The sequence below is a fragment of the Streptomyces sp. NPDC051921 genome, assembly GCF_040680975.1.
Classification (GTDB): Bacteria; Actinomycetota; Actinomycetes; order Streptomycetales; family Streptomycetaceae; genus Streptomyces.
On the sequence record NZ_JBFAXU010000004.1, the window covers coordinates 216,168 to 238,636 of the forward strand.

Consider the following 22,469-nt stretch of genomic DNA (forward strand, 5'->3'; position numbering starts at 1 on the left):
TCCTTCGTCTGCTCCGTCCGGCCTCCTCGGACGTCACATTCACAAGTGGCTCTGCAATGGGGGGAGATGGACATGGCAAGGAAGGCCTTCCGCGTCGCGCTCGCCGGACTGCTCGGCGGTGCGCTGCTGTTGACCGGCTGCTCGGCGGGTTCAGGCGGAGGCGGGCGGACCAGCGCCGACGGTGCGGCGAGGGACCGGGGCGCGCCCGCGCCCGACGCCCGGCGTTCCGGGGCGCCCTCAGGCGCGCCCGAGGCGCCCGAGCGGCTGTCCACGTTCGCGCTCGACGTGGACACCGCCTCCTACGGGTACGCCCGGCGCTCGCTCGCCGAGGGGCGCCTGCCCGACCCGGCGGAGGTGCGGCCCGAGGAGTTCGTCAACAGCTTCAGGCCCGACTATCCGCGCCCGAAGGACAACGGCTTCAGCGTCACCCTCGACGGTGCCCGCTCGGACGCCGACGGCTGGGCGCTCGTCCGGGTCGGCCTCGCGACCCGGCCGAGCGACGGGGAACGGCCGCCCGCCAACCTCACGTTCGTCGTGGACGTCTCCGGCTCCATGGGCGAGCCCGGCCGGCTCGACCTCGTCAAGGAGTCGCTCGGGCTGCTCGCCGACCGGCTCCGCGACGACGACTCCCTCGCTCTCGTCACCTTCAGCGACGAGGCCGAGACCCGGCTGCCCATGACCCGGGTCGGCGGCCACCGCGAGCGGATCCACGACATCGTCGACGGGCTGCGGGTCAGCTCGTCCACCAATGTCGAGGCCGGCGTCCGCACCGGCTACGACGTCGCCGTCGAGGGGCACCGCAAGGGCGCCACCAACCGGGTCGTGCTGCTCTCCGACGCGCTCGCCAACACGGGTGACACGGACGCGGCGGGCATCCTGGAACGCATCGACACGGAGCGCCGGAAGTACGGGATCACCCTGTTCGGCGTCGGCGTCGGCAGCGAGTACGGCGACGCCTTCATGGAGAAGCTCGCCGACAAGGGCGACGGGCACACGACCTACGTCGGCACGCCCGAGCAGGCCCGCAAGGTCTTCGTCGACCAGCTGCCGGGGCATGTGGAGCTGCGCGCCCGCGACGCCAAGGCGCAGGTCGCCTTCGACGCGAGGACCGTGCGGAGCTTCCGGCTGATGGGCTACGAGAACCGCAAGGTCGCGGACGAGGACTTCCGCGACGACCGGGTCGACGGCGGCGAGGTCGGGGCCGGGCACACGGTGACGGCCCTGTACGCGGTCCAGTTGAAGCCGGAGGCGCACGGGAGGGTCGCCACCGCCACCGTGCGCTGGCTGGACCCGGCCACCCGGGCCCCGCACGAGCGCTCCGGCGCGGTGGACACCGCCGCGCTGACCGCGCCGATCTGGGGCGACGGCCACGACAGCCTCCAACTGACCGCCGTCGCGGCCTACTTCGCCGACCGGCTGCGCGGCGGCACGATGCCGGGCGCGCCGTCCCTGTCGAGCCTCGCCGCCCGGGCCGGCTCGCTGGCCGAGCGGGCGCGCTCGGCGTCGGTGCGCGAGCTGGCCGAGGCGATCCGGCAGGCCGACGGACTGGGCGGTTCCGGTGACCCGTACGCGGGGTGATCGGTCATGATGATGCCCATGGCCGCCCTGCTGCTCGCCCTCGCCGTCGTGTCCACCGGCCTCTACGCCGGATTCATGCTGATCTTCCGCACGGGTGTGATGCCCGCGCTCGCCCGGCTGGCGGACGAGGAGTTCGTCACCGCCATGCGGCGGATCAACGAGTACGTGCCGAGGCCGGTGTTCCTGGTGGTCTTCCTCGGGGTCGTGGTCTTCCCGGCCGCCGCCCTGTTCGTGCCGGTCGACGGGCGCACCGTTACCCAGAAGTGGCTGGTGGTCGCCGGACTGGTGTGCGCGGTGGCCAACCACCTGGTCACCGTCGCCGGCAACATCCCGCTCAACACCGCCCTGGCGGCCTCGGAGCGGACCGGCGAGCCGGCCGCCGCCGTGCGGGTGGCCTTCGAGAAGCGCTGGAACGCCTTCCACGTCGTCCGCACCCTGCTGATCCTGGCGGCCTTCGGTCTGCTGACCGCTTCGGCCGTCGTCACCGGCTGAGGCGACCGAAGGGTCGGTTTTCCCGTCGCCCTGCGTGACGCGCGGCGATCACCGACGGGGCGTCAGGTCGGGTCCGTGGCCCCGACCTGACGTTCTCGTACTCGGGCATCTCGGTGAAGTCCCAGGTGAGAGGCTTGTGGACGGGTCTGGCGCGATGCTCCGGTTCCCGGCGCACGGGCCTTCGGGTATCTTCCAGTCGCCGGAAAATAAGGTACCCCTAGGTTTGTTTTCTCGGGCCACCGGGATGCCGGTTCGGGCAACGGAGAGGGACGGGACTCCATGGCGAAGCAGGATCGGGCGATCCGCACTCGCAAGGCCATCCTGGAGGCGGCCGCCGCCGTCTTCGACGAGCGGGGCTACGAGGCCGCCAAGCTCTCCGACATCCTGGCGCGCGCCCAGGTCACCAAAGGCGCGCTCTACTTCCACTTCGACTCCAAGGAAGACCTCGCGCACGCGGTGATCGACGCCCAGGTGTCGGTCGTGCCCACGGCGCGACCGCAGCTGTCGAAGGTGCAGGAGTTCGTGGACGTCGGCATGGTGTTCGCGCACCGGCTGACCCGGGACCGGGTGCTGAGCGGCAGTGTGCGGCTCACCCTCGACCAGGGCGGCCACGACCTCAACCGCAGCGGCCCGTACCGGGAGTGGACCGAGATCCTCCTGGGCCTGCTCAACGAGGCCAAGGAGCGCGGTGAACTGCTGCCGCACGCCGATCCGGCGGAGGTGGCCCCCCTGGTCGTGGGCGCCTACGCGGGGCTCAACCTGATGGCGCACGCCCTGGAGGGCGACCGCACCTCGATGGAGCACTGGGCGTCGTCGCTGTACCACCACTTACTGCCGAGCATCGTGGTCCCGTCCGTCCTCACCATGCTCGATCTGGAGCCCGGGCGCGGCGCGAGGGCCCTCGGCCTCGGCGAGGACGTCACCTCCTAGCCGCCGACGAGTCGACTCCCGGCCACAAGTCTTCACCGCGGGCACCCTTCTGGTGAGCCGCTCCACGCGGCATCATGGGCGACGTCGGTCCTCAAAGAAAACCGCCTTGGCGGTTTGTTGAACGCCCTGGCTGGAAGCGACCCGCGCTCATGCCTGAAAACCTTCCTCAAAGCATACCCGTGGGTCCAGTAACTGGATTCGCGGGTACGTTTCCCTGTGGCTTCACGCACTGTTGAGGGGAGCAAGTCGTGGCAAAAGGGACGAAAATCCAGTCCTCAGGGTCCAGTGTTTCCGTACCGCCCGGTTTCTTATTGACATGCACCGCGGTCTCTTTTCTAATCGTCCAGGGTCATCCCGTGCGCAGACACTGAGGGGGCAAGGTGGACGTCCGGATCCTGGGGGGACTGTCGGTGGGCGAGAACGGGGTGTCGATCACCCCGACCGCCGCCGCGCCGCGACGACTGCTCGCCCTGCTCGCCGCCGGTGCCGACCAGATCGTCCCGGTCTCCGTCCTCATGGAGGAGGTGTGGCCGTCCGGCGCCCCGCGTGGAGCGCGCGCCGAACTCCACTCCCACATCCACGGGCTGAGGTCCCTGATCGCCGCGGCGCTGCCCCGCGGCCGCAAGGACGCGGCCGGCCGCACCGCCGAGACCGTGCTGGCCGCCCAGTCCGGCGGCTACCGTCTCGACACCGGCGGCGGCTCCCACGACGTCTGGCAGTTCGAGCGCGCGGCCGGAGCGGGATACCGCGCCATGGAGGGGGGCGACCTGTCGCGCGCCGCGCTCCGCCTCGGCGAGGCCCTCGCGCTCTGGCGTGGTGAGCCGTACGCCGGCGTCGACGCCGGGCCGCGGCTGCGCGCCGAGATCGAGCGCCTGGAGGCCTCCCGGCTCAGTGTGCTCGACCAGTGGGTGGAAGCCCAGTTGGGCCTCGGTCGGCACGCCGAGATGGTTCCCGAACTCGCCGTGCTCGCCGCCCGGCACCCCGCCAACGAGTCGCTGCACGCCCAGTTCATGGTCGCCCTGCTGCGTTCCGGCCGCACCGACGACGCCCTGGAGGCCTACCGCCGGCTGTGCGCCGGCCTCCAGGCGGACGGCGGCCGGGAGCCCTCGGCGCGGCTGCGCCGGCTCCATCGCTCGCTCCTGACGGTCCGGGAGGCGACCCGCCCCCGGGTGCCGGCGCAGGCCCTGGGCTCCTGGGCCCGACTGCCGGCGGGCGCGGGCGTCAGCGTGGGGGTCGGCGTCGGCCTCGGTGTACCGGCCGCGGCCGGTGCGCCGGTCTGACGCGGCGTCCGCTCCGGCGGGCCGCCGACCGGACCGGGCACCCCGGGGTCGGCGCTCCCGGGGTGCCCGGACCCGCCCGGCCCCGCCCGCTCCTGACGCTCCGTCGGGCGCGATGGGCCCACGGTGACCCGCCCGCCGACGGCCCGGCAAGGTGGGCGTGGCACACCACTCGACGGCCGCACAGGTGGTCCGGGCACCTTCGGGGGAGCGGAACGGGCCGAAGAGGAGCGAACAGGAATGAAGTGGTCGATCTCACCGTTGACCGTCATCCACGACCGATTTAGGTTCGGCCAGCGGTACGGGTTTCCACTGCGGCGCCCGGTTCTGCTCAGCAGCGGGAGTTGAGTCATGTCCCACCACGGCGCGGACGGGGGCGGGGGCGCCGATGCGCTCGCCGTGCTGGAGCTTCTCGCCCAGCAGGCACCGCAGGAGCGGTTCGTCGAACTCCTCGACAGAGCCCGGGCGGACGGCCTGTCCGAAGCCCGAAGGGCCGAGCTGGAAAGGGCCGTTCAGCTCGCGACCGGGGTCGGTCACGCGCTCGCCCGCCGCGAGCAGCGCGACGCGGGCCTCGACGCGCTCGCCGACACGGCCCGCGATCTGACCCTCCCGTACGACCTGGACGGCCTGCTGCGGGTCATCGTCCGCCGGGCCGAGCGGCTCCTCGACCTCGACGTCGCCTTCGTGACCCTGCGCGACGCGCACGGGCTGCGCGTCCTGCACGCCACCGAGGGCGACCTGGCCGCGCCCGACCCGGCGGCCGGCTGGCCCGGCGCCCTGGACGAGGACGGCATCGGCGGTCTCGCCCGCACGCTCGGCGCGCCCGTCTGGACCGAGGACCATCTCGCGGACGAGCGCTTCGCCCGGCTGCCCGCGATCGACGAGCTCGTAGCGAGCGAGGGCCTGCGCGCCTTCCTCGCCGTACCGCTGCGCGCGGGCGACACCTGCCTCGGCCTGCTCTACGGGGCCGACCGTCGCACCCGCCGCTTCACGGCCGGCGAGCTCGGACTCGTCGGCTCGCTCGCCGACCTCGCCGCCGTCGCCACCGAGAAGGCCGGGCTGCTCGACCAGACCCGGGCCGAGGTCACCGAACTCGAACGGGACAGCTCCCGGGCCCGCACCCGACTCACCCGCATGCGCTACATCGGCGAGGCGCACAGCCGGATCATGAACCTGATCCTGGCCGGCGGCGACCTCGGCAACGTCGCCAAGGCGGCCGGGGACGCCCTCGACGCCTGCGTGCTGATCCGCGACCCGGGCGGCCGCGCGCTGGCCTCCACCGGGGGGATCTCCGGACTCGACGAGGAGGCGGTCGCCAAGGCCTCCCTCGACGCCCACGCCGGCCGTCGCCCGGTCCTCACAGGGGGCGCGACCGGGCAGCCCACCCCCGAGGGGGGCCCCGAGGCCGACCGGACCTGGGTCGCGCCCGTCATCGCCGGCTCCGAGGACCTGGGCGTCCTCGTCGTGCGCGCCGCCACCCCGCTCACCGGCGAGGACGAGCGGCTGCTCGAACTCGCCGCCCAGTCCGTCGCCTTCCTGCTCCTCATGCAGCGCTCCACCGCCGTCGCCGAGGGCCCCGTCCGCGACGAACTCCTCGACGACCTGCTCGCCGAGCCCCAGCACGCCCCCCAGCAGATCGCCCAGCGCGCCCGCCGGCTCGGCATCGACCTGCGCAAGCCGCACGTCCTCGTCGTCGCCAGGCCCGAGGGCGGCGAGCAGGGCCGCGCCGTGGTGTGGGCGTCCTCGTACGCGTACCGGATGGCCGGGCTGAAGACCGTCCAGGGCGGCTGCATCGTGCTGCTGCTGCCCGGCCTGGACGCCTCGGCGGCAGCGAAGGCCGTCTCGGGCGAGCTGGCGCCGCTGCTCGGGCACCCGGTGTCGGTGGGCGCGGCCGGTCCCGGCTGGAGCCCGGACAGCGTGGGCCGGCTCTATCAGGAGGCCATGCGCTGCCTGGACGCGTTGAGCGCGCTGGGGGGCACGGGCGCGGCGGCCTCCATGGACGACCTGGGCTTCCTCGGGCTGCTGCTGTCCGACGACCACGACGTCGACGGTTTCATCGAGTCGGCCATCGGGCCCGTACTCGACTACGACGCCGAGCGGTTCACCGATCTCACCCGCACCCTGGAGGCGTACTTCGCGTCCGGGGCCAGCCCGACCAACGCGGCCGAGGCACTGCACGTGCACCCCAACACGGTCTCGCGGCGCCTGGAGCGGATCGGTGAACTCCTCGGTGCGGAGTGGCAGAAGCCCGGCCAGGTCCTGGAGGTGCAGCTGGCCCTCCGGCTCCAGCGCACCCGTGACGTCCTTGCCCGTCGGCGCGCCGACCTGGTGGCCGACACGCGCCCGCCCGCACCACCCGCTCCGCTGCAGGACGCCCCGTAGGACGCCCTGCAGCGGAGCGGGTGGCCTGAGTGCGTACGGGGCCCGGAAGCCCCAACTTCCGGGCCCCAGTCCGGGATCAGCCCGCCGAACGGCCGTGGACGGAGCCGTACGAGGTGTCCCAGTCGGCGGCCAGCACGGTCGCCGCGTGGGCCGCGGAGGCCAGCGTGATGTGCCGGTGCCAGCCGCGGAAGGAGCGCCCCACGAAGTCCCGCAGGCCCGCCCCCTCGCCGACCTGGCGGAAGTCCCGCTCCACCCGGCGCGACAGCTTGGTCAGCCGCAGCAGCGGGCCGACCGCCGAGCCCGTCAGGTCGGTGATCCACAGCCGGGCGGGGGAGCGCCGCGGGTCGTCCCACTCGCCGAGCAGGAGCAGCGGCCGCTGCCGCTCGCCCGCCGGCACGGGCAGGGTGACCCGGACGGCGGTGGCGAGCGAGGTGCGCGAGGTGCGGATCCCGGCCGCCGAGTCCACCCAGCTCACCGGGCGGCGCAGGCCCTTCAGCGACTCCAGGATCTGCAGCGCGGTGAGCGGTCCGGAGCCGAAGCCGGGCAGTGAGCGGTCCGCGACGGTCAGCCGGCAGCTCGGGTCGATCTGGGCGACCACCGGGACACCGGCGAGGGCGAGCCGGTGCAGGGCCGCCCGTCCGGTGCCGCCGCGGATGTCGAGCAGCAGCGGCTTGCGGGCCACGTCCGGCCAGCGGGCGGCGTCGAGGGCCGCGTTGACCGCGCACTCCTCCAGCGTCTCCTCGGCCGCGCCCTCGGGCACTTCCGCACGATCGCGCCGGGTGCGGTCCTTGACCCACGGGTCGGGCAGGAAGAGGCGCCAGTTGACGGGGACGCTGATGTCCTCCGAGGCGAACCAGACGCCGAAGGCCTGCTGGCCGCGGAAGACCTGGCCCCGCTCGGGGTCGAAGCGCCGGTCGACGCCGACCGAGTGCTGGCCGGCCTTCGGTATCGGCATCGGCCGGACCACCCAGGCCTGCGGGCAGCTGCTCTGCTGCAGGAAGCGGGCCAGTTCGGCCCGCATCGGCCGCCAGTCCCACGTGGAACTGGAGATGAAGTGGTGCAGGCTCTGCTCGGCGGCGGGACCGCCGATCTGCGCGGCGATGTTGCGGATGGACTTGCGGCCCTGCGCGGTCAGCAGACCGCGCAGGTACTGCTCTGCCTTCAGGCGCTGGTCACGGCGCGGGAATCCGGAGAAGAGCGCGGCGCAGAGTTCGCCGTACACGTCCTCGCCGGCCGCGTCACGGTGCGCGGCGACGGTCCTGAACCTGGTTGCGACGGATGTACTCACGACACTCCTGCCCTACGGGTTGCGCAGCTCCCTCCCGCTGCACGCTCCACGTTCGCGCCTCCGTGCCGCCCGGCACGAGGTGTACCCGGCACCCGTATCGGCCGCCTGATGGTGGCCGGACCACAACCCCCCGCGGATCCCTCCGGGGATCCCCGATACCCCAGGGGGGATCTGACAGACTCGCCGGACCGGCTTTGACCCGCTCACGGCCCGGCCCGGACCATCGTTTCGAGGCTGCACGGGCCGGGCCCCGGTTAATGCCCCAGGCCGGGGGCCGTGCCTGTGCGCCTCGCTCACGTGGCCCGTGCCCGTCCGCACGGGCCCGTGCGCGCCCGGCAGGGCGCCCGCGGGATTCGGCGCCGGACAGTGCCGGGCCGGTTCGTCCGCGCGGAGCGGGTGCGGGCAGCGCCGGGCTCCGGTCGTCTGCGGAACGGGCGCCGGACAGGTCCTAACCTGGTGCCATGGCATTCCGCACGCAGCTGCCGGTGGTCGGGGTGATCGCCCTCGGGGGCGCGCTCGGCGCCACCGCCCGCTACGCCGCGACCCTCGCCTGGCCGACCCCGGCCGGCGCCTTCCCCTGGACGATCCTCACCGTGAACGCGACGGGCTGTGCCGTCCTCGGCGTGCTCATGGTCCTCGCGACCGAGACCGTCACCCCGCCCCACCCGCTCCTGAGGCCCTTCCTCGGCACCGGCGTGTGCGGCGGGTTCACCACCTTCTCGACCTACGCGCTGGACTCCCAGCGGCTGTTGGCCGACGGTGACGTCACGCGCGGCATGCTCTACCTGTCGGCGACCGCGGTCACCGCCCTCGCCGCCGTCTGGGCGGCCGTCGTGGCGACCCGGGCCGTCCTGCGGGCCGCCCCCGAGAGGAGGGCCCGATGACCCGGCTCGAAGGGCGGGCACTGCGCCTGACGGTGTTCGTGGGCGAGCAGGACACCTGGCACCACCGTCCGGTGTACACGGAGATCGTGCACCGCGCGCACACCGCCGGTCTCGCGGGCGCGTCGGTCTTCCGCGGCGTCGAAGGCTTCGGAGCCTCCTCCCTCGTCCACACCACCCGGCTGCTCTCGCTCGGCGAGGACCTGCCGGTGGCGGTCGTGATCGTGGACACGGAGGAGCGGGTGCGGGCCTTCCTGCCGGAGCTGGAGGAGGTCACGGCGGAGGGCGGCCTGGTGCTGCTCGACGCCTGCGAGGTCGTCCGGTACGGGCCGGGGGAGCCACGCGGGTGAACTGGCTGCTCGTCGTCGCGGGCGCCGCCGTCGGCGCGCCGCTGCGCTATCTCACGGACCGCGCGGTCCAGGCCCGGCACGACTCCGTGTTCCCCTGGGGCACGTTCGTGGTGAACGTCGTCGGCTCGCTCGCGCTGGGCCTGCTCACCGGCGTCGCCTCCGCCCGCCTCGGACTGCTCCTCGGCACCGGCCTGTGCGGTGCGCTCACCACGTACTCGACCTTCTCGTACGAGACGCTGAAGCTGTACGGGACGGGCGCGCGCGGCTACGCGGCGGCCAACGTCCTCGGGAGCACCGCGGCCGGGCTCGGTGCGGTCTGGCTGGGCGCCACGCTCGTGGGCTGAGGAGGCGGCCCGGTCGGACGGGCTGGCGGGCCGGCGGGCGGACGGCCAGTTGCCGGGCGGAAGCCTTCGGCCCCCGGGGAACGCCGCGCCCCCTCCCGTGTGTCGTTCGATCTCCGAACACTCGGGAGGGGGCGTCGGTCGGCGGAACAGGGCCGACCGGCTCGGTGGGGTCCGTTCCGGGGCGGACGCCTTCGGCGGGGTCAGCGGGCGTTGCGGGAACGGCTCGGCAGGAACAGGGCCGGCAGCAGGGCCAGGGCGATCAGGACCGCCGCCACCGTGTACGCGACGCGGAAGCCGGCCGGGTCGGCGCCCGCCGCGCCGAGGACGACCGAGCACAGGGCCGTCCCGATCGACGCTCCCACCTGCGAGTTGATGCTCAGCGCCGTACTGGCCGCCGCCATCCGCTCCTTCGGCAGGTCGCGGCTCGCGGTCGTCATGGTCGGCATCAGGACCATGCCCGCGCCGACGCCCATCACCATCGCCGCGCCGACCACCCGCCAGGGCGCCACGTCCGCCGTGCCGGTCTGCAGCGCGCTCAGGCCCATGCCGATCGCCGCGAGGGCGACGCCCGTCGGGACCAGCCGCCGGGGCGAGGCGGTGTCGATGCGGCGGGCGGCGATCTGCATGGTGATGCCGACGGTCAGCCCGACCGGCGCGGCGAGCAGCCCGGCCGCGCTCGCGCTCCACCCCCGCACGGCCTGCCAGTACACCGGGCCGAGCAGCATCGAGCCGAAGTATCCACAGGTGAAAAGGGCCAAGGTGACGATCCCGGCCGCGAAGGTGCGGTCGCGCAGCAGGCGCAGATCGAGCAGCGGCTCACGGACCGTCAGGGCCCGCCGGACGAAGCCCGCGACGAGCAGCACGCCCGCGGCGGTCGGGAGCAGCGCCCCGAGGCTCGCGTAGTCGCCGCCCTCGCCGCCGCGCGCCAGACCGTAGAGCAGCAGGGCGAGACCGGGGGAGAGCATCAGGAGGCCGGGGACGTCCAGGCGGGGGGCCGGTGCGCCGGCGCGCGGCGCGTCGGCGGGCAGCAGGCGTCCCGCGAGGGCCAGCGCCACCGCGCCCAGGGGCAGGTTGACCAGGAAGATCCAGTGCCAGGACGCGGCGTCGACGAGCCAGCCGCCGAGCGTCGGCCCGATCACCGGGCCGACCAGGATGGGCAGTCCGCCCACGGCCATGGCCCGCCCCATCCGGGCGGGGTCGGCGGCGCGCATCGTCATCGTCATCCCGACCGGCATGAGCAGTCCGCCGCCGAAGCCCTGGACCGCGCGGAAGGCGATCAGGCTGGGCGCGTCCCAGGCGAAGGCGGCGAGCAGCGAGCCGAGGGTGAACAGGACGAGCGCGGTCAGATACGTGTGCTTGGCGCCGAACCGCCCGATGGTCCAGGCGGCGGTGGGGATGACGGCGGCGAGCGCGAGCGTGTACGCGGTGGCGGTCCACTGGATGGTCGCGAGCGGCGCCTGGAAGGCCTCGGAGAGGCTGCGCAGGGCGACGTTCACGATCGTCATGTCCAGGACCGCCATGACGGAGCCGAGGACGACGACCGTCAGGACCCTGCCGAGCGGCGCGGCGGCAGTGGTCCCGGCGGGCGTGCGCGGTGTGCGGAGCAGTGCGGTGTTCATGGCCGGTCCTCCGCTCAGCCCTCGTAGGGCAGGTCGGCGCGCGCGGTGCGCAGCGCCCGTCCCCACCAGGTGAGCCGGCCCAGCATGCTCTTGGCGGCGGTCTCGGCGATGACCGCGTCGCGGGGCACGCCGCCCTCCCCGAGCCCCGACCAGGGGCCGTGCAGGCTGACCGCGTCGCGCACGGTGGTGGCGTGCAGCTCGGCGAAGACCAGCCGGAGCTGCTCGACGGCGCGCAGGCCGCCGCCCAGTCCGCCGTACGAGACGAAGCCGACCGGTTTGGCCTGCCACTCCGGGCGGTGCCAGTCGATGAGGTTCTTCAGGGCGGCCGGGAAGCTGTGGTTGTACTCGGGCGTGACGACCACGAAGGCGTCGGCCGCGGCGAGCCGCGGCGAGACCTCGGCGAGCGCCGCGGTGGCCCGTGGGCTCGGCTCCCCGCCCCAGCCCGGCATGGCCAGGGGCAGGTCGACTTCGGCGAGGTCGACGACGTCGAGCTCCAGGCCGCCGTGCCGCTCGGCGACGCCGAGGAACCAGTCGGTGACGGGCCGCGCCTGACGGCCCTCGCGGACGCTGCCGACGAGGACGGCGACGCGCAGCGGGGCGGGCGCGGTGGCCGTCTCGGACGCGGCCTCGGGCGGGTCGACGGCCTCGGGCGTCTCGGCGGTTTCGGCGGCTTCGGACATGGCGGATCCCCCTCCAGGAGCGGTCGGGACGCCCGGTGCGTCCGGCCCTCCACGAAAGTACAACGGTCGTTGTAAAAAGTGCAACGCCCGTTGTACCTGGCTGTGGGTGCAGCGATAAGGTGCGGTCATGAGCAGCACCAACGACGCCTGGATGGAACGGGCCCGCCGCGAGGTCCCGCCCCGCAAGCTGGAGAAGCAGCTCGCGGTGGTCCGCGCGGCGTGCGGGACCTTCGGTCGCGAGGGCTACGCGCGCGCCTCCGTCGACGCCCTGGCCGCCGCGGCCGGCGTCTCGACGCGCACGCTCTACAACCACTTCCCGGGCGGTAAGGCCCAGCTGTTCCAGACCGTGGTCACCTGGACCTCCCACGAGGTGAAGGACGCCCAACTGGCCCGGCTGCACGCCCTCGTGGATCCGGCGCGGCCGCCCCACCCCGACGCCCTCGAACGTGACCTGGTCGCGCTCGCCCGGGCGTTCACCGACCTCATCGCGGAGTACCCGGACCATTTCGCCCTGGTCCGGCACCTGTCCGCCGAGGCCGACCACGTGCCCGAAGAGGTCCGCACCGCCTGGCAGGAGGCCGGGCCGGGACCGGTCGCCGCCGCGCTCGCCGCCGCCTTCACCGGGCTCGCCGACGAAGGCCTGCTCGACCTGCACGGCGACCCCGACCTGGCGAGCGGCCACTTCATGGCGCTGACCACCGCCAGCGTCGTCCAGCGTTCCCACTACGGCGTGCTGCCCCTCCCGCAGGCCGAGACCGACCGCATCCTCGAGGGAGGGGTGGCCGCCTTCGTCCGCGCCTACCGCGCCGCGCGGCGCCCGGGCCCGGGCGCCTGACGCCCGAGCCTCCGGCGCCCGCCCGAGCCTCCGGCGCCCGCGCGTGCCCCGGCGCCCGCGCGTGCCCCGGCGCCCGCGCGTGCCCCGGCTCCCGAGGCCCGCGCGTTTCTCCAGGCTCCTGACGCCCGCGCGTGCCCCTGGCTCCCGAGGCCCTATCGCCCGTCGGGTCCGGTCGCCTGGGGGTAGATCCGGGCGCCCGTCCGGGCGCCCGCCTGCGGGGCGAGGGTGAGGGCGAAGCCGTGGTTCGCGGCGACGGACCGGATGTGTTCGGCCGACAGCGAGCCCTGCCGCTCCAGGGTCAGCGCCGGCAGGCCCGCCCGGCCGCACCCGGCCGCGCGGTGGAAGGAGACCACGCTCGTCGACACCGGCGCGTGGTACGGGTACCGCAGCCGCGCCGCGTCGTCGTCGGCGTGCGCCAGGATCCGTACCCGCGACTCGTGCCGGAAGTCCGCCGCCACCCCTTCGCCGCGCCAATGGGGCAGTTCGCGCGAGCGGTTCGCCGACGTGATGAACAGGCAGTCGGCGCGCGTACGGTCGAGGGCCGCGCGCAGGAACTCGTTCGACGGGCAGTGCCGGCCCGGCGCGATGACCTGCACGGTCCGCGTGCCGCCCCGGACCGCGGTCAGATGGCCGGGCACCCGCTCCGCGGCCGGGCCGCGGAAGCCGAACGGACCGAGTTCGTACAGCTCGTCGAGCAGCGACCACAGCTGTCGCCGGGGCAGCTCGGCGGGCAGCCGGGTCCAGTCGAAGAGGGTCGGGATGCCGGCCGGCACGGTGGTGACGGCTCCGACCTGTCCGGGCGGACGGCCCTTCATCCGGTTGACCCGCGCCACGACCTCCCGGTCGGTGCCCGCGGTCAGCGCGTAGAAGTTGGCGAAGCCGTGCACCACCGCACCGCCCTCGCCCAGCTCGTCCGCCGCCCGCCGTACGTCCTCCGGGTCACCCAGGACCAGGTCCCTGACCAGTACCGCCCGCTCGTCTCCCACGGTCGTGCCTCCACTGCCCGTTCGCTCACCGACCACACACGTGATCGTTTACGGCGTGCAACGAGCCCGGCCCGATCCGGTCACCGTGGCCCGAGCCGTCACCGATCGCCGAACACGGTCGCCCGGAAGGCGTCGCGCACCGCCGTCACCGGTCCCGTGTCGCGCGTGAAGTACAGCTTGTTGGTGAGCAGCACCGCCCAACGGCCCCGGGACGGGCTGACCCACATGCCGGTGCCGGTGAAGCCGTAGTGCACCCACACGTCGTCCCGTACGGCGGTGCCCGGAGCGAGGTGCCAGAAGAGTCCGCGCGCCGGTGCGAGTTCGCCCGTACGGACCCGCAGCGAGTCCGCGACCCACGCGGGGCCGAACGGCGGCCCGACCGGATCGAGCACGTGCCGCAGGAAGCGCCCCAGGTCCCCGGCGGGGGCGAAGGTCCCGGCGATGCCGCAGGACCCGCCGAGCAGCCGGGTGGAGAAGTCGTGCACGGTGCCCCGCAGATGGGCGCCGGTCCCCTCGTCGTACTCGGTCGGCGCGACCCGTGCCGCCAGCGGCGCCGGCAGCGGGCCGTACCGCGTCTCCGTCATGCCGAGCGGCGCCCAGACCCGCTCGGCGGCGAGCCGCGCGAGGGGCCTGCCGGTGAGGTGCTCGGCGAGATAGCCGAGGATCAGCGCCGCCCGGTCGGTGTACTCGACGGCCTCCCCGGGCCGCCGCCGCAGCACCTCGCGCAGCACTCCGTCCCGTACGTCCTGCGGATCGGTGCCGTACAGCGCGCGCAGATTGGCGCGCAGCGGCAATCCGGCGGTGTGGGTGAGGAGTTGGAGCGCGGTGACGTCGCCGAGCGGATGGCCGGCGGCCTCGGGCCAGAAGGCGCCGAGCCGGACGTCGAGCGCGAGCTTGCCGGACCCGACGAGCGTGCCGACGACCGGCCACACGGCGATCACCTTCGTGAGGCTGGCCAGGTCGAACAGCGAGTCGGTCCGCACCGGTCCGCCGCCCGCCGGCCCGGGCGCGAGCACCCCCACGGCTCCGCCCGCCAGGAGCCCGCGGGCGTCGCCGACGGCCCAGGCGGCCCCGGGGTAGACCCGGGCGCGGACCCCGTCCTGGAGGAGCCGTTCGATGCGCGGAGCGCCGAGCGTCGTGTTCACATCAGGTGTCTACCCAGCAGGGGTGTCCATCGAGCCGGGCGCGCCCGACCGGCGGACATGTGCCTTCCCCGACCGGGACCGATCGCGTCCTCCGATGGGCCGTCCGGGTCCTGGGCGGGCCGTTCGGACCCCTGGGATGGTCGCCCGGTCCCTGGGCGGGCCGTTCGGGTCCTCGGGTTGGTCGCCCGGTCCCTGGGCGGGCCGATCGGGTCCCTGGGCGGGCCGATCGGTCCGTGGGACTGCCTGGGGGCCGTTCCGGTCCTCGGCGGGGGAGTGGTCGGCCGCGCGCGACGCTCGTCGGCTCGGAGGCCGGGCCGGCCCCGAGACCGAACCGGCCGCTCAGGCCTCCACGATGCGGAGCATGCCGCCGACGCCCAGGACGCTGTCGAGGCCGCGGAGTTCCTCGACGGCCTTCCGTACCGCGCCTTCCTCGACGCGGTGCGTGATGAAGACGACGCGCGCCCGCGACGCACGGTCCTCCTGGGTGATGGAACGGATGGACACCCCGTGGCGGCCCAGGACACCCGTCACCTCGGACAGGACGCCCGGCGCGTCGGTCACGTCCAGCTTGAGGTAGTGGGGGTGCGTGAGCAGCTCCGTGGGCCGGAGCGTCGCGGGGCTGCCGAGCGGCACCGCGCGGTGGGTGCCGCGGCGCACGTGGTCCGCCGCGGTGACCAGGTCGCCCAGGAGCGCGGACGCGGACGGCAGACGACCGGCGCCGTGCCCGTAGAACATCTGGTCGCCGGCCGCGCTGCCGCGGAGGAAGACGGCGTTGAAGGTGTTGCGCACGTTGGCGAGGGGATGGTTCCTGTCCACGAGCGCCGGGAAGACCTGGACGCCGACCTCGCGCCCACCGGCGCCCGTCGTACCGAACACGTCCGCCTTCGCGACGGACTTGATGACGTATCCGAAGCGGTCCGCGATCTCGAAGTCCTCGCGCTCCAGGCCCTCGATCCCCTCGCGCTCGACGTCGTCGACGGCGATGGCGCGCTTGAAGGCGAGCGAGGCGAGGATGGCCAGCTTCGACGCGGCGTCCGCACCGCTCACGTCGTTGGTCGGGTCGGGCTCGGCGTAGCCCGCCTCCTGCGCCTGGCGCAGGACCTCGGCGTAGCCGAGGCCCTCCTCGGACATGCGCGTCAGCATGTAGTTCGAGGTGCCGTTGACGATGCCGAGGACGCTGGTGATGTCCTCGCCGAGGAAGGACTCCCGGAGGAGGCGGAGGATCGGCACGGAGGCGACGGCGGCCGTCTCGAAGAACAGGTCGACACCGGTGGCGTCGGCCGCCGCGTAGAGCTCGGGGCCGTGCTTGGCGATGAGCTCCTTGTTGGCGGTGACGACGGGCTTGCCCGCGCGGAGGGCGGCGAGCACGTACGCCCGGGCGGGCTCGATGCCGCCCATCACCTCGACCACGACGTCGATGTCCTCGGCGTCGGTCACCGCCTTCACGTCCTCGGTGAGGAGCCCGGCCGGAAGGCCCGGACGTGCCTTCCCTGCGTCCCGTACGACAATGCGCGTGAGGCGGAGATCGAGTCCGTTGATCCCTTTGATCTCCGGAGCCCGGCTCAGCAGGAATTCGGCGAAAGTCGCTCCGATATTACCGGCGCCCAACATGCCCACATTTATACAGCGATACATGGCCGGAGCATACACGCCGGCCATGTTTCACTACCGATCTTTTCCGGGCCGTCTCGCATGGTGAAACCAGCGGTAAATGCCTTGGTCCCGAGGGCAGATGGGGGGGGTGGGCACGCGGGCGTCGGAAGTCGTGAGGCTGGCGTGCGGAGGGTGAACGGAGGGAGCTGAGAAGTCGTGCGGCGGCGAGCCGGGAAGGAGTTCCGGAAGAATTCCGGACGGTCGCGGCCGGCGCGCGGTCGCGATCGGGGCGATTGTTGTCGCGCATTTCTCAAAGGGTCTCGGGAACGTCCCCGGGAGCGCCACGGGGGAGTGCCGTCGAGAACGTTGTCGAGAACGCCCTCGGGCATTCCCGGGTATCCCTCGGCTCCACTCGGGCGATCCTTCCCCTCAGGCCGTGGCAGCTTGTGGACCCGGCGTCGACGGAGGTGCGGCGGACAGGCGTCCGGTGGAGGATCGAAGGAGTGGGGGCGGCCTCGACAAGGGCTGTCCGGCACCGCCTGACACACGAAGGGTCCGGCCATGACATCGCTCGACGGCACCGTCCGGCCCGCCCTGGCGGCGACGTGACCGCGGACGCGCCGGCCGGTGGGCGGTACGGCGAGGACGTCTTCCGGCCCGAGGCGGCGGGTGAGGGCGAGCGCATCGACTTCGGCGCGCTCGCGTACGACGACATCACGATGGCGCGGCTGCGGGCCCTCGGGGCGGGACGGGGCTGGCGCTGCCTCGACGTGGGGGCCGGCACGGGATCGGTCTCCCGCCGGCTCCTCCAGGAGGCCGGGGTGGAGAGCGTGCTCGCCGTGGACCGCGACGTACGGTTCCTCGACGAGCGTCGGGTGCCGGGCCTCGAGGCGTTGGAGGCGGACGTCACTGCCCCGGACTTCGCCCCCGGCCGGTTCCGGCTCGTCCACGCGCGCTTCGTGCTGATGCACCTGCCCGAGCGCGAACGGCTGGTCGCGGCGTTGGCCGAACTCGTCGTGCCGGGCGGTGTGCTGGTGCTCGGCGACGCGGTCGACCTGACGGACGAACGGACGCCCGGCACGCCGTACACCGAGGTGATGCGCGCGATGTGGCAGGGGCTGCGGGACACCATCGGCACGGACGTCTCCTGGGTCCCGTCGTACCCGCACCTGCTGCGCGAGGCGGGCCTCGCGCCCGTCGCCGCCGAGATCCACGTGCCGCCGCTGGTGCCGGGCAGCCCCATCAGCCGCTTCTGGGCCGACACATGGGAGCGGAGCAGGGCGGCGATGCTCGCCACCGGCCTGGTCGACGACGCGGCCGTCGACGCGGCGATCCTCTATCTGCACTCCGACGAATGCGCGGCCCTGTCGGCCGGGCTGCTCACCGCCTGGGGCCGGAAGCCCGAGGAGCGGGACGGCCCACCGAGCTGACGGGCGGCGGCGCGCTGACGGGTGGCGGGCCGGCCGGTGGCGCGCTGACGGGTGGCGGGCCGGCCGGTGGCGGGTCGACCGGCGGCGGGCCGACACCAGCAGGAAGCCCCCGCCCCATCCGGCAGGCGATGAGGGCTACTCCACCTCGACGCCGTACCCGCGTACGAGGGCCTCCAGGCCGTGGTCGTAGCCCTGGCCGACGGCGCGGAAGCGCCACCGCGGGCCCCGGCGGTAGATCTCGGCGAGGAGCAGGGTGCGTTCGCTGGTGGCGGCGTCCAGGGTGGCCTGGGCCGTGGCCGGAGCGTCGACGCCCGGCGCGAGTGTCGTCTGGACCGCTCCGACGTCCCCGAAGGTGGCGGCGCCGTCGATGGCGGCGGCGATCGCGACCCTGTGGGCGGTCGGAGGCAGTGCCGCGAGGTCCACGGCGATGGTCTGCTCGGTCGGGCCGCCGCAGAGGAGACGGGTGGCTCCGTCGGGGCTTTCCGGCGCGCTGTAGAAGACGAAATCCCCGTCGCAGGAGACCTGCTCGTCCTCGTCGAGGACGAACGCGACGACGTCGATCTCACAGCTTGTCTGCTGTGCCCAGGAGGCACTCACGTGCCACTGGCCGGCGGGGGGAAGCCGGGGAAGGTCGATGACTCCGCCGCGCGGCAGGACATCGGTCACGGCAGTGTCCCGGGCGGGGATCTCAAGCGGTTCGGGCGCGGGGGCTCCGAGCCAGGTGTGGTCATGGACCGGAAGCCCCAGCGCGGTGATGCGGGTCATGCGGCGGTCGAGTTCGCCCCCGGGGAAGAGGACGACGTCGGTGACACTCGCCGAGAGGTTGATCGCGGCGGCCCCGCCCAGCTCGACGACCCTGGCGCGGGCGGCGGACGCCTCCTCGTGGGTGCCGCCCAGAATCAGGACCCGCCGACGGCCGAAGGGCTTGGCGGAAGGCGTGGACTCGGGCCGTCTGGGCGCAGGCACCTCGGCGACGGCTGCCAGCGGCGGGGACGGCGTCGGCTTCGCGGGAGGCGTGGCCGGGGTCGCCCCTTCCGGCACCTTCGGCGGCGTCTGGTTCTCGTGCGGGGTCCCGGGACGGACCTCTCCCAGCAGCTTGAGGAACGTGTGCTCGTCGATCACGGTGACGCCTTCGGCGATCGCGCGCCGTGCCTTCGCCGAGCCGGAGGTCGCGTCGTTCGTGACGAGAGTGCTGGTGTGCCGGCTGACCGACGACATGATGTTGAGGCCGGCCGCGACGGACCGGGCCACCAGCTCGGCCCGGGAGGTCACGGTCTCGCCCGTGATGGCGACCTTCATGCCCTGGACGAGCGGACCGCCGGGTGTCAGGCGGCCCGGGTTCCGGTAGGCGCACGGGGTCTTCGGCGGATTCGGTGCGAACTGCGGATCCTGCCGGGGAGGGCAGGGCACCAGCGGCAGCGGGACGTCCAGCCGTGCGGCTTCGGAGAGGGAGGACCGGAAGATCCCCGCGAGGACGCGCGTGTCGTCCAGCGCGTCATGAGCGCGGGTCTGCGCGATGCCGTAATGAGCGGCCAGCGACGCCAGGCTGAGGTCGACGGAGGGCGGCTCCACACGCCGGTTCAACGCCAGGGTGCACAGCCGCTGGGTGACCGGGAGGTAGAGCCGGGCGCGGGCGAATTCATGGGCCAGAAAGTCGTAGTCGAACTGCGCGTTGTGAGCCACCATGACGCGGTCCTGCAGGAGTGCTCCGATCTGTCCGGCCACGTGATCGAAGGTCGGGGCGCCGCTCAGCCGTTCCGCGGTCAGGCCGTGGATGTGCACGGGGCCGGGGTCGCAGCCGGGGTTCAGCAGGGTGGAGTACTCGCCGGTCTGGGTCCCGTCCGGCCCGAAGGTCAGCACCGCGATCGAGAGGATCCGGTCACGCCGGGCGATCAGCCCGGAGGTCTCGACGTCGACCAGAGCCCAGTCGTACGCGTAGTCGGGCAGGTGTGACACGTCGAGCGCGGCGGCGAGAGACATGACGGTAAGGATGATCCGGGCGCGATCGCCGCTTCAACCCGAATGCCGATTTGTCCCCCCGCCCCGGCCGAGAGATCGTCCCGGGACTTCGGGTCGCTTTCAGACCGTTTTCGGGCCGGTCGGCCGCCGGAGGTCGCTTCTGGCCGGTTTCATCCGGACGGAACGAGCCATCCGGGGCCGCCTCCCTGACGCCCTCGTCGCCGACCGAAAACCGCCCCTGACCAGCAAAAAGACCCTCCCGAAGGAGGGTCCCGGCCTTGCGCCCCCGGCAGGACTCGAACCTGCGGCCAAGTGCTTAGAAGGCACCTGCTCTATCCGCTGAGCTACGGGGGCCTGTGGTGGTCGGGTCAAGGATAGGGCTCCGATCCCCTTGGCCCGGTTGCTTCACCTGCGTGGCACGATGTGGAGGTTCGGTGAAGCGGTCCGATAATCGCAGGCAGGTGCGATTCGCGCAGCGCTTTTCGCGCCACTCGGGCCGGGTGTTGTGCACTCGTTATGCCTGAGGTCTTCGGCGACATCCGTTCGGTCGGCGCGCGCAGCCGCAATACGCTTCAAAAAGGCTCCAAAATTGGGCATTCTTCGCATGTGGTGACCTTGGACGAACGGCCTCAGCTGATCGACGCACTTTCCGCCCTGCGCGACCGTGTCGCCGCCGTGCGCCTCCCCCTCCCCCTCCCCGGCGCCCCCAGGGCCCGGCAGACCCGCGCCGAGCTGCTGGCCCAGCTCGACGACTACTTGGTGCCCCGCCTGAAAGATCCCGACGCCCCGTTGCTCGCGGTCGTCGGCGGGTCCACCGGGGCGGGGAAGTCCACGCTGGTCAACTCACTCGTCGGCCGGCGCGTCAGCGAGGCCGGCGTGCTCAGGCCCACCACCCGTACGCCCGTCCTGGTCTGCCACCCCGAGGACCACCACTGGTTCGCCGGAATGCGCGTACTGCCCCAACTGACCCGCGTCTGGCTGCCCCAGCAGGACGACGACCACCCGGCCGAGGACCCACCCGAGGACAACGCCCTCCGCATCGAGACGGCCGCCACCCTGCCCCGGGGGCTCGCCCTCCTCGACGCGCCCGACATCGACTCGCTCGTCGTCGAGAACCGGCTGCTCGCCGCCGAGTTGATCTGCGCCGCCGACATCTGGGTCATGGTCACCACCGCCTCCCGCTACGCCGACGCCGTCCCCTGGCACCTCCTCCGTACCGCCAAGGAGTACGACGCCACCCTCGTCACCGTCCTCGACCGCGTCCCCCACCAGGTCATCGGTGAGGTCTCCCGCCAGTACGAGGCGCTGCTCGACAAGGCGGGCTTCGGCGACCTGCCCCGGTTCACCATCCCCGAGCTGCCCGAGTCCACCGGCGGCGGCAGCGGACTGCTGCCCGACAACGCCGTCGCCCCGCTGCGCGGCTGGCTCGCCCACTGTGCCCAGGACCCCGCCGCGCGCCAGCAGGCCGTCGGCCGTACCGCCGCCGGCGTGATCGACTCCCTCGACACCCGCATGCCGGAGCTCGCCGGCGCGGTCGCCGCCCAGTACGCCGCGGCCGTACGGCTCGGCAGCGCGGTCGAGGCGGCCTACGCCGAGCAGGGGACGCGGGTCCGCGAGCTCGTACGGCGCGGCGCCGTGCTCGCCGGCGACGCCCGCACCCGCTGGCGCGGTTACCCCCGCGACAGCTCGGCCGACGAACTCCTCGACGCCCTCGTCGAATCCCTCGCCGCCCTCGTGCAGTGCGCCGTCGCCGCCGCCGACGAGCGGGTGCGGGACGTCTGGCGCCGCGAACCGGCCGCCGCCGCGCTCGCCCCGGGCGGCACCGCCGCGCTCCGGGACTCCCGCAAGGACGAGGGCCGGGACGCCGGCGAGCGGATCGCCATGACCGTACGGCGCTGGCGGCGCGTGCTGGAGGAGATGGTCGAGGAGGAGGTACGGGAGATGGAACGCCCGGCCGCCTCCCGGGGCGCCGGGAGGGGCACCGCACTCGGCTTCGGACGTGGCCCCGGGCGCGCGGCGGCCGCCGCCGGGCCCGACGTCGAGACGCTCACCGCACTCCTCGCCGCCGTCCTCCTCGGCGGCGGCCGCCGCACCCGCGCCGCCGGTGACCGGCTGGCCGAACTCCTCGGCGCCCAGGGCGCCCTGCTCCTCCGCGACAAGGGCGGCGAGCTGCTGCGGAGCTGCCTCGACCAGGCCTTGCACACCGAACGCGACCGGCGTCTCGCGCCCCTCGACGCCCTCGACGTGACCCCCGAGCCGCAGGCCGAGCTGATCGCCGCGCTCTCCGTCCTGCAGAAGGAGAAGTGACGAGGTGGAGGACCGAGTGGACGCCGCAGAGCAGCCGGCGGGCGCCGGGGACGTCCTGGGCGCTGGGCACGCAGGAAGTGCGGGAGGCACAGGAGGTGCGGGAGGCACAGGAGGCCCAGGAGGCACAGGAGGCACAGGGGGTGCAGGAGGTGCGGGAGGTGCAGAAGGCGCAGGGGGTGCGGGAGGTGCAGGACGTGCAGGGGGTGTAGGAGGTACTGGGAATGCGTACGGGGACCACCTCGCCGGGTCGGCCGCGGGCGTGGTCGGTGGCGACGCCCGCGATCGCGACGCATCCGCCTCACCCTCCGGCCCCCCGGTCGGCTCCGGCCCCGGCTCCGCCCACGGACCCGGCCCCGCTTCCGGCCCGGGCTCCGCCTCCGGCCATGGCCTCGG

At 73.8% G+C, this 22,469-nt stretch carries 19 protein-coding genes and 1 tRNA gene; 12 read left to right on the forward strand and 8 right to left on the reverse strand.

The window, feature by feature from the left end; all coding sequences use genetic code 11:
• The first annotated feature begins 66 nt into the window (after positions 1-66).
• The 5 genes from AB0M16_RS07650 (at position 67) to AB0M16_RS07670 (ending at position 6,659) form a co-directional block, all read left to right on the forward strand.
• Positions 67-1,578 (forward strand): von Willebrand factor type A domain-containing protein, encoded by a 1,512-nt coding sequence (locus AB0M16_RS07650; protein ID WP_365339896.1) that lies wholly within the window; start codon positions 67-69, stop codon positions 1,576-1,578.
• Between the two features lie 18 nt (positions 1,579-1,596).
• On the forward strand, positions 1,597-2,070 hold the full coding sequence (locus AB0M16_RS07655) for an anthrone oxygenase family protein (RefSeq protein WP_365340233.1): 474 nt from the start codon (positions 1,597-1,599) through the stop codon (positions 2,068-2,070).
• Positions 2,071-2,349: 279 nt separating this feature from the next.
• Positions 2,350-3,000 (forward strand): ScbR family autoregulator-binding transcription factor, encoded by a 651-nt coding sequence (locus AB0M16_RS07660; protein WP_365339898.1) that lies wholly within the window; start codon positions 2,350-2,352, stop codon positions 2,998-3,000.
• A gap of 380 nt (positions 3,001-3,380) precedes the next feature.
• Positions 3,381-4,280, forward strand: coding sequence for an AfsR/SARP family transcriptional regulator (locus AB0M16_RS07665; protein WP_365339900.1), 900 nt, complete (start codon positions 3,381-3,383; stop codon positions 4,278-4,280).
• 348 nt (positions 4,281-4,628) lie between these two features.
• A complete protein-coding gene (locus AB0M16_RS07670; protein ID WP_365339902.1) occupies positions 4,629-6,659 on the forward strand; it encodes a GAF domain-containing protein in 2,031 nt (676 codons plus the stop codon).
• Positions 6,660-6,735: 76 nt separating this feature from the next.
• On the opposite strand, the gene AB0M16_RS07675 is transcribed toward AB0M16_RS07670, so the two are convergent.
• Complete coding sequence (locus AB0M16_RS07675; RefSeq protein WP_365339904.1) at positions 6,736-7,947, reverse strand: transposase; 1,212 nt, start codon at positions 7,945-7,947, stop codon at positions 6,736-6,738.
• 461 nt (positions 7,948-8,408) lie between these two features.
• Between AB0M16_RS07675 and crcB (AB0M16_RS07680) the strand changes: the two genes are divergently transcribed.
• From crcB (AB0M16_RS07680) to crcB (AB0M16_RS07690), 3 genes are read left to right on the forward strand one after another with little or no spacing between them, the layout of a single operon-like run.
• On the forward strand, positions 8,409-8,831 hold the full coding sequence (gene crcB / locus AB0M16_RS07680) for a fluoride efflux transporter CrcB (protein ID WP_365339906.1): 423 nt from the start codon (positions 8,409-8,411) through the stop codon (positions 8,829-8,831).
• Entirely contained in the window at positions 8,828-9,178 is a 351-nt protein-coding gene (locus AB0M16_RS07685) for a DUF190 domain-containing protein (RefSeq protein WP_365339908.1), read from the forward strand. Before crcB (AB0M16_RS07680) ends, AB0M16_RS07685 begins: the two co-directional genes overlap by 4 nt.
• Positions 9,175-9,522 (forward strand): fluoride efflux transporter CrcB, encoded by a 348-nt coding sequence (crcB, locus tag AB0M16_RS07690; RefSeq protein WP_365339910.1) that lies wholly within the window; start codon positions 9,175-9,177, stop codon positions 9,520-9,522. The genes AB0M16_RS07685 and crcB (AB0M16_RS07690) overlap by 4 nt, the downstream gene beginning before the upstream one ends.
• 200 nt (positions 9,523-9,722) lie before the next feature.
• Here the strand turns inward: crcB (AB0M16_RS07690) and AB0M16_RS07695 are convergent, their stop codons facing one another.
• Positions 9,723-11,141, reverse strand: coding sequence for a DHA2 family efflux MFS transporter permease subunit (locus tag AB0M16_RS07695; RefSeq protein WP_365339912.1), 1,419 nt, complete (start codon positions 11,139-11,141; stop codon positions 9,723-9,725).
• A 14-nt stretch (positions 11,142-11,155) separates the two neighbouring features.
• Positions 11,156-11,821: an NAD(P)H-dependent oxidoreductase gene (locus tag AB0M16_RS07700; RefSeq protein WP_365339914.1), complete on the reverse strand. Its 666-nt coding sequence runs from the start codon at positions 11,819-11,821 to the stop codon at positions 11,156-11,158.
• Between the two features lie 127 nt (positions 11,822-11,948).
• On the opposite strand from AB0M16_RS07700, the gene AB0M16_RS07705 reads away from it, so the two are divergent.
• Positions 11,949-12,656, forward strand: coding sequence for a TetR/AcrR family transcriptional regulator C-terminal domain-containing protein (locus tag AB0M16_RS07705; RefSeq protein WP_365339916.1), 708 nt, complete (start codon positions 11,949-11,951; stop codon positions 12,654-12,656).
• 152 nt (positions 12,657-12,808) lie between these two features.
• Here the strand turns inward: AB0M16_RS07705 and AB0M16_RS07710 are convergent, their stop codons facing one another.
• The 3 genes from AB0M16_RS07710 to AB0M16_RS07720 form a co-directional block, all read right to left on the reverse strand.
• Entirely contained in the window at positions 12,809-13,642 is an 834-nt protein-coding gene (locus AB0M16_RS07710; protein ID WP_365339918.1) for a hypothetical protein, read from the reverse strand.
• Positions 13,643-13,740: 98 nt separating this feature from the next.
• Positions 13,741-14,787, reverse strand: coding sequence for a serine hydrolase domain-containing protein (locus tag AB0M16_RS07715; protein WP_365339920.1), 1,047 nt, complete (start codon positions 14,785-14,787; stop codon positions 13,741-13,743).
• Positions 14,788-15,126: 339 nt separating this feature from the next.
• Positions 15,127-16,446: a homoserine dehydrogenase gene (locus AB0M16_RS07720; RefSeq protein ID WP_365339922.1), complete on the reverse strand. Its 1,320-nt coding sequence runs from the start codon at positions 16,444-16,446 to the stop codon at positions 15,127-15,129.
• Positions 16,447-16,985: 539 nt separating this feature from the next.
• Here AB0M16_RS07720 and AB0M16_RS07725 point away from each other — a divergent pair.
• Positions 16,986-17,810: a methyltransferase domain-containing protein gene (locus tag AB0M16_RS07725; protein ID WP_365339924.1), complete on the forward strand. Its 825-nt coding sequence runs from the start codon at positions 16,986-16,988 to the stop codon at positions 17,808-17,810.
• Positions 17,811-17,945: 135 nt separating this feature from the next.
• Here AB0M16_RS07725 and AB0M16_RS07730 read toward each other — a convergent pair whose 3' ends face one another.
• Both AB0M16_RS07730 and AB0M16_RS07735 read right to left on the reverse strand, forming a co-directional pair.
• The gene (locus AB0M16_RS07730; protein ID WP_365339926.1) at positions 17,946-19,790 is read right to left on the reverse strand and encodes a TerD family protein; all 1,845 of its coding nucleotides are present in this window, start codon (positions 19,788-19,790) and stop codon (positions 17,946-17,948) included.
• 260 nt (positions 19,791-20,050) lie between these two features.
• Positions 20,051-20,123: transfer RNA gene (locus tag AB0M16_RS07735), tRNA-Arg, on the reverse strand.
• A gap of 261 nt (positions 20,124-20,384) precedes the next feature.
• Here AB0M16_RS07735 and AB0M16_RS07740 point away from each other — a divergent pair.
• Both AB0M16_RS07740 and AB0M16_RS07745 read left to right on the forward strand, forming a co-directional pair.
• Positions 20,385-22,076 (forward strand): dynamin family protein, encoded by a 1,692-nt coding sequence (locus tag AB0M16_RS07740; protein ID WP_365340235.1) that lies wholly within the window; start codon positions 20,385-20,387, stop codon positions 22,074-22,076.
• Entirely contained in the window at positions 22,073-22,285 is a 213-nt protein-coding gene (locus AB0M16_RS07745; RefSeq protein WP_365339928.1) for a hypothetical protein, read from the forward strand. Before AB0M16_RS07740 ends, AB0M16_RS07745 begins: the two co-directional genes overlap by 4 nt.
• Positions 22,286-22,469: the final 184 nt, after the last annotated feature.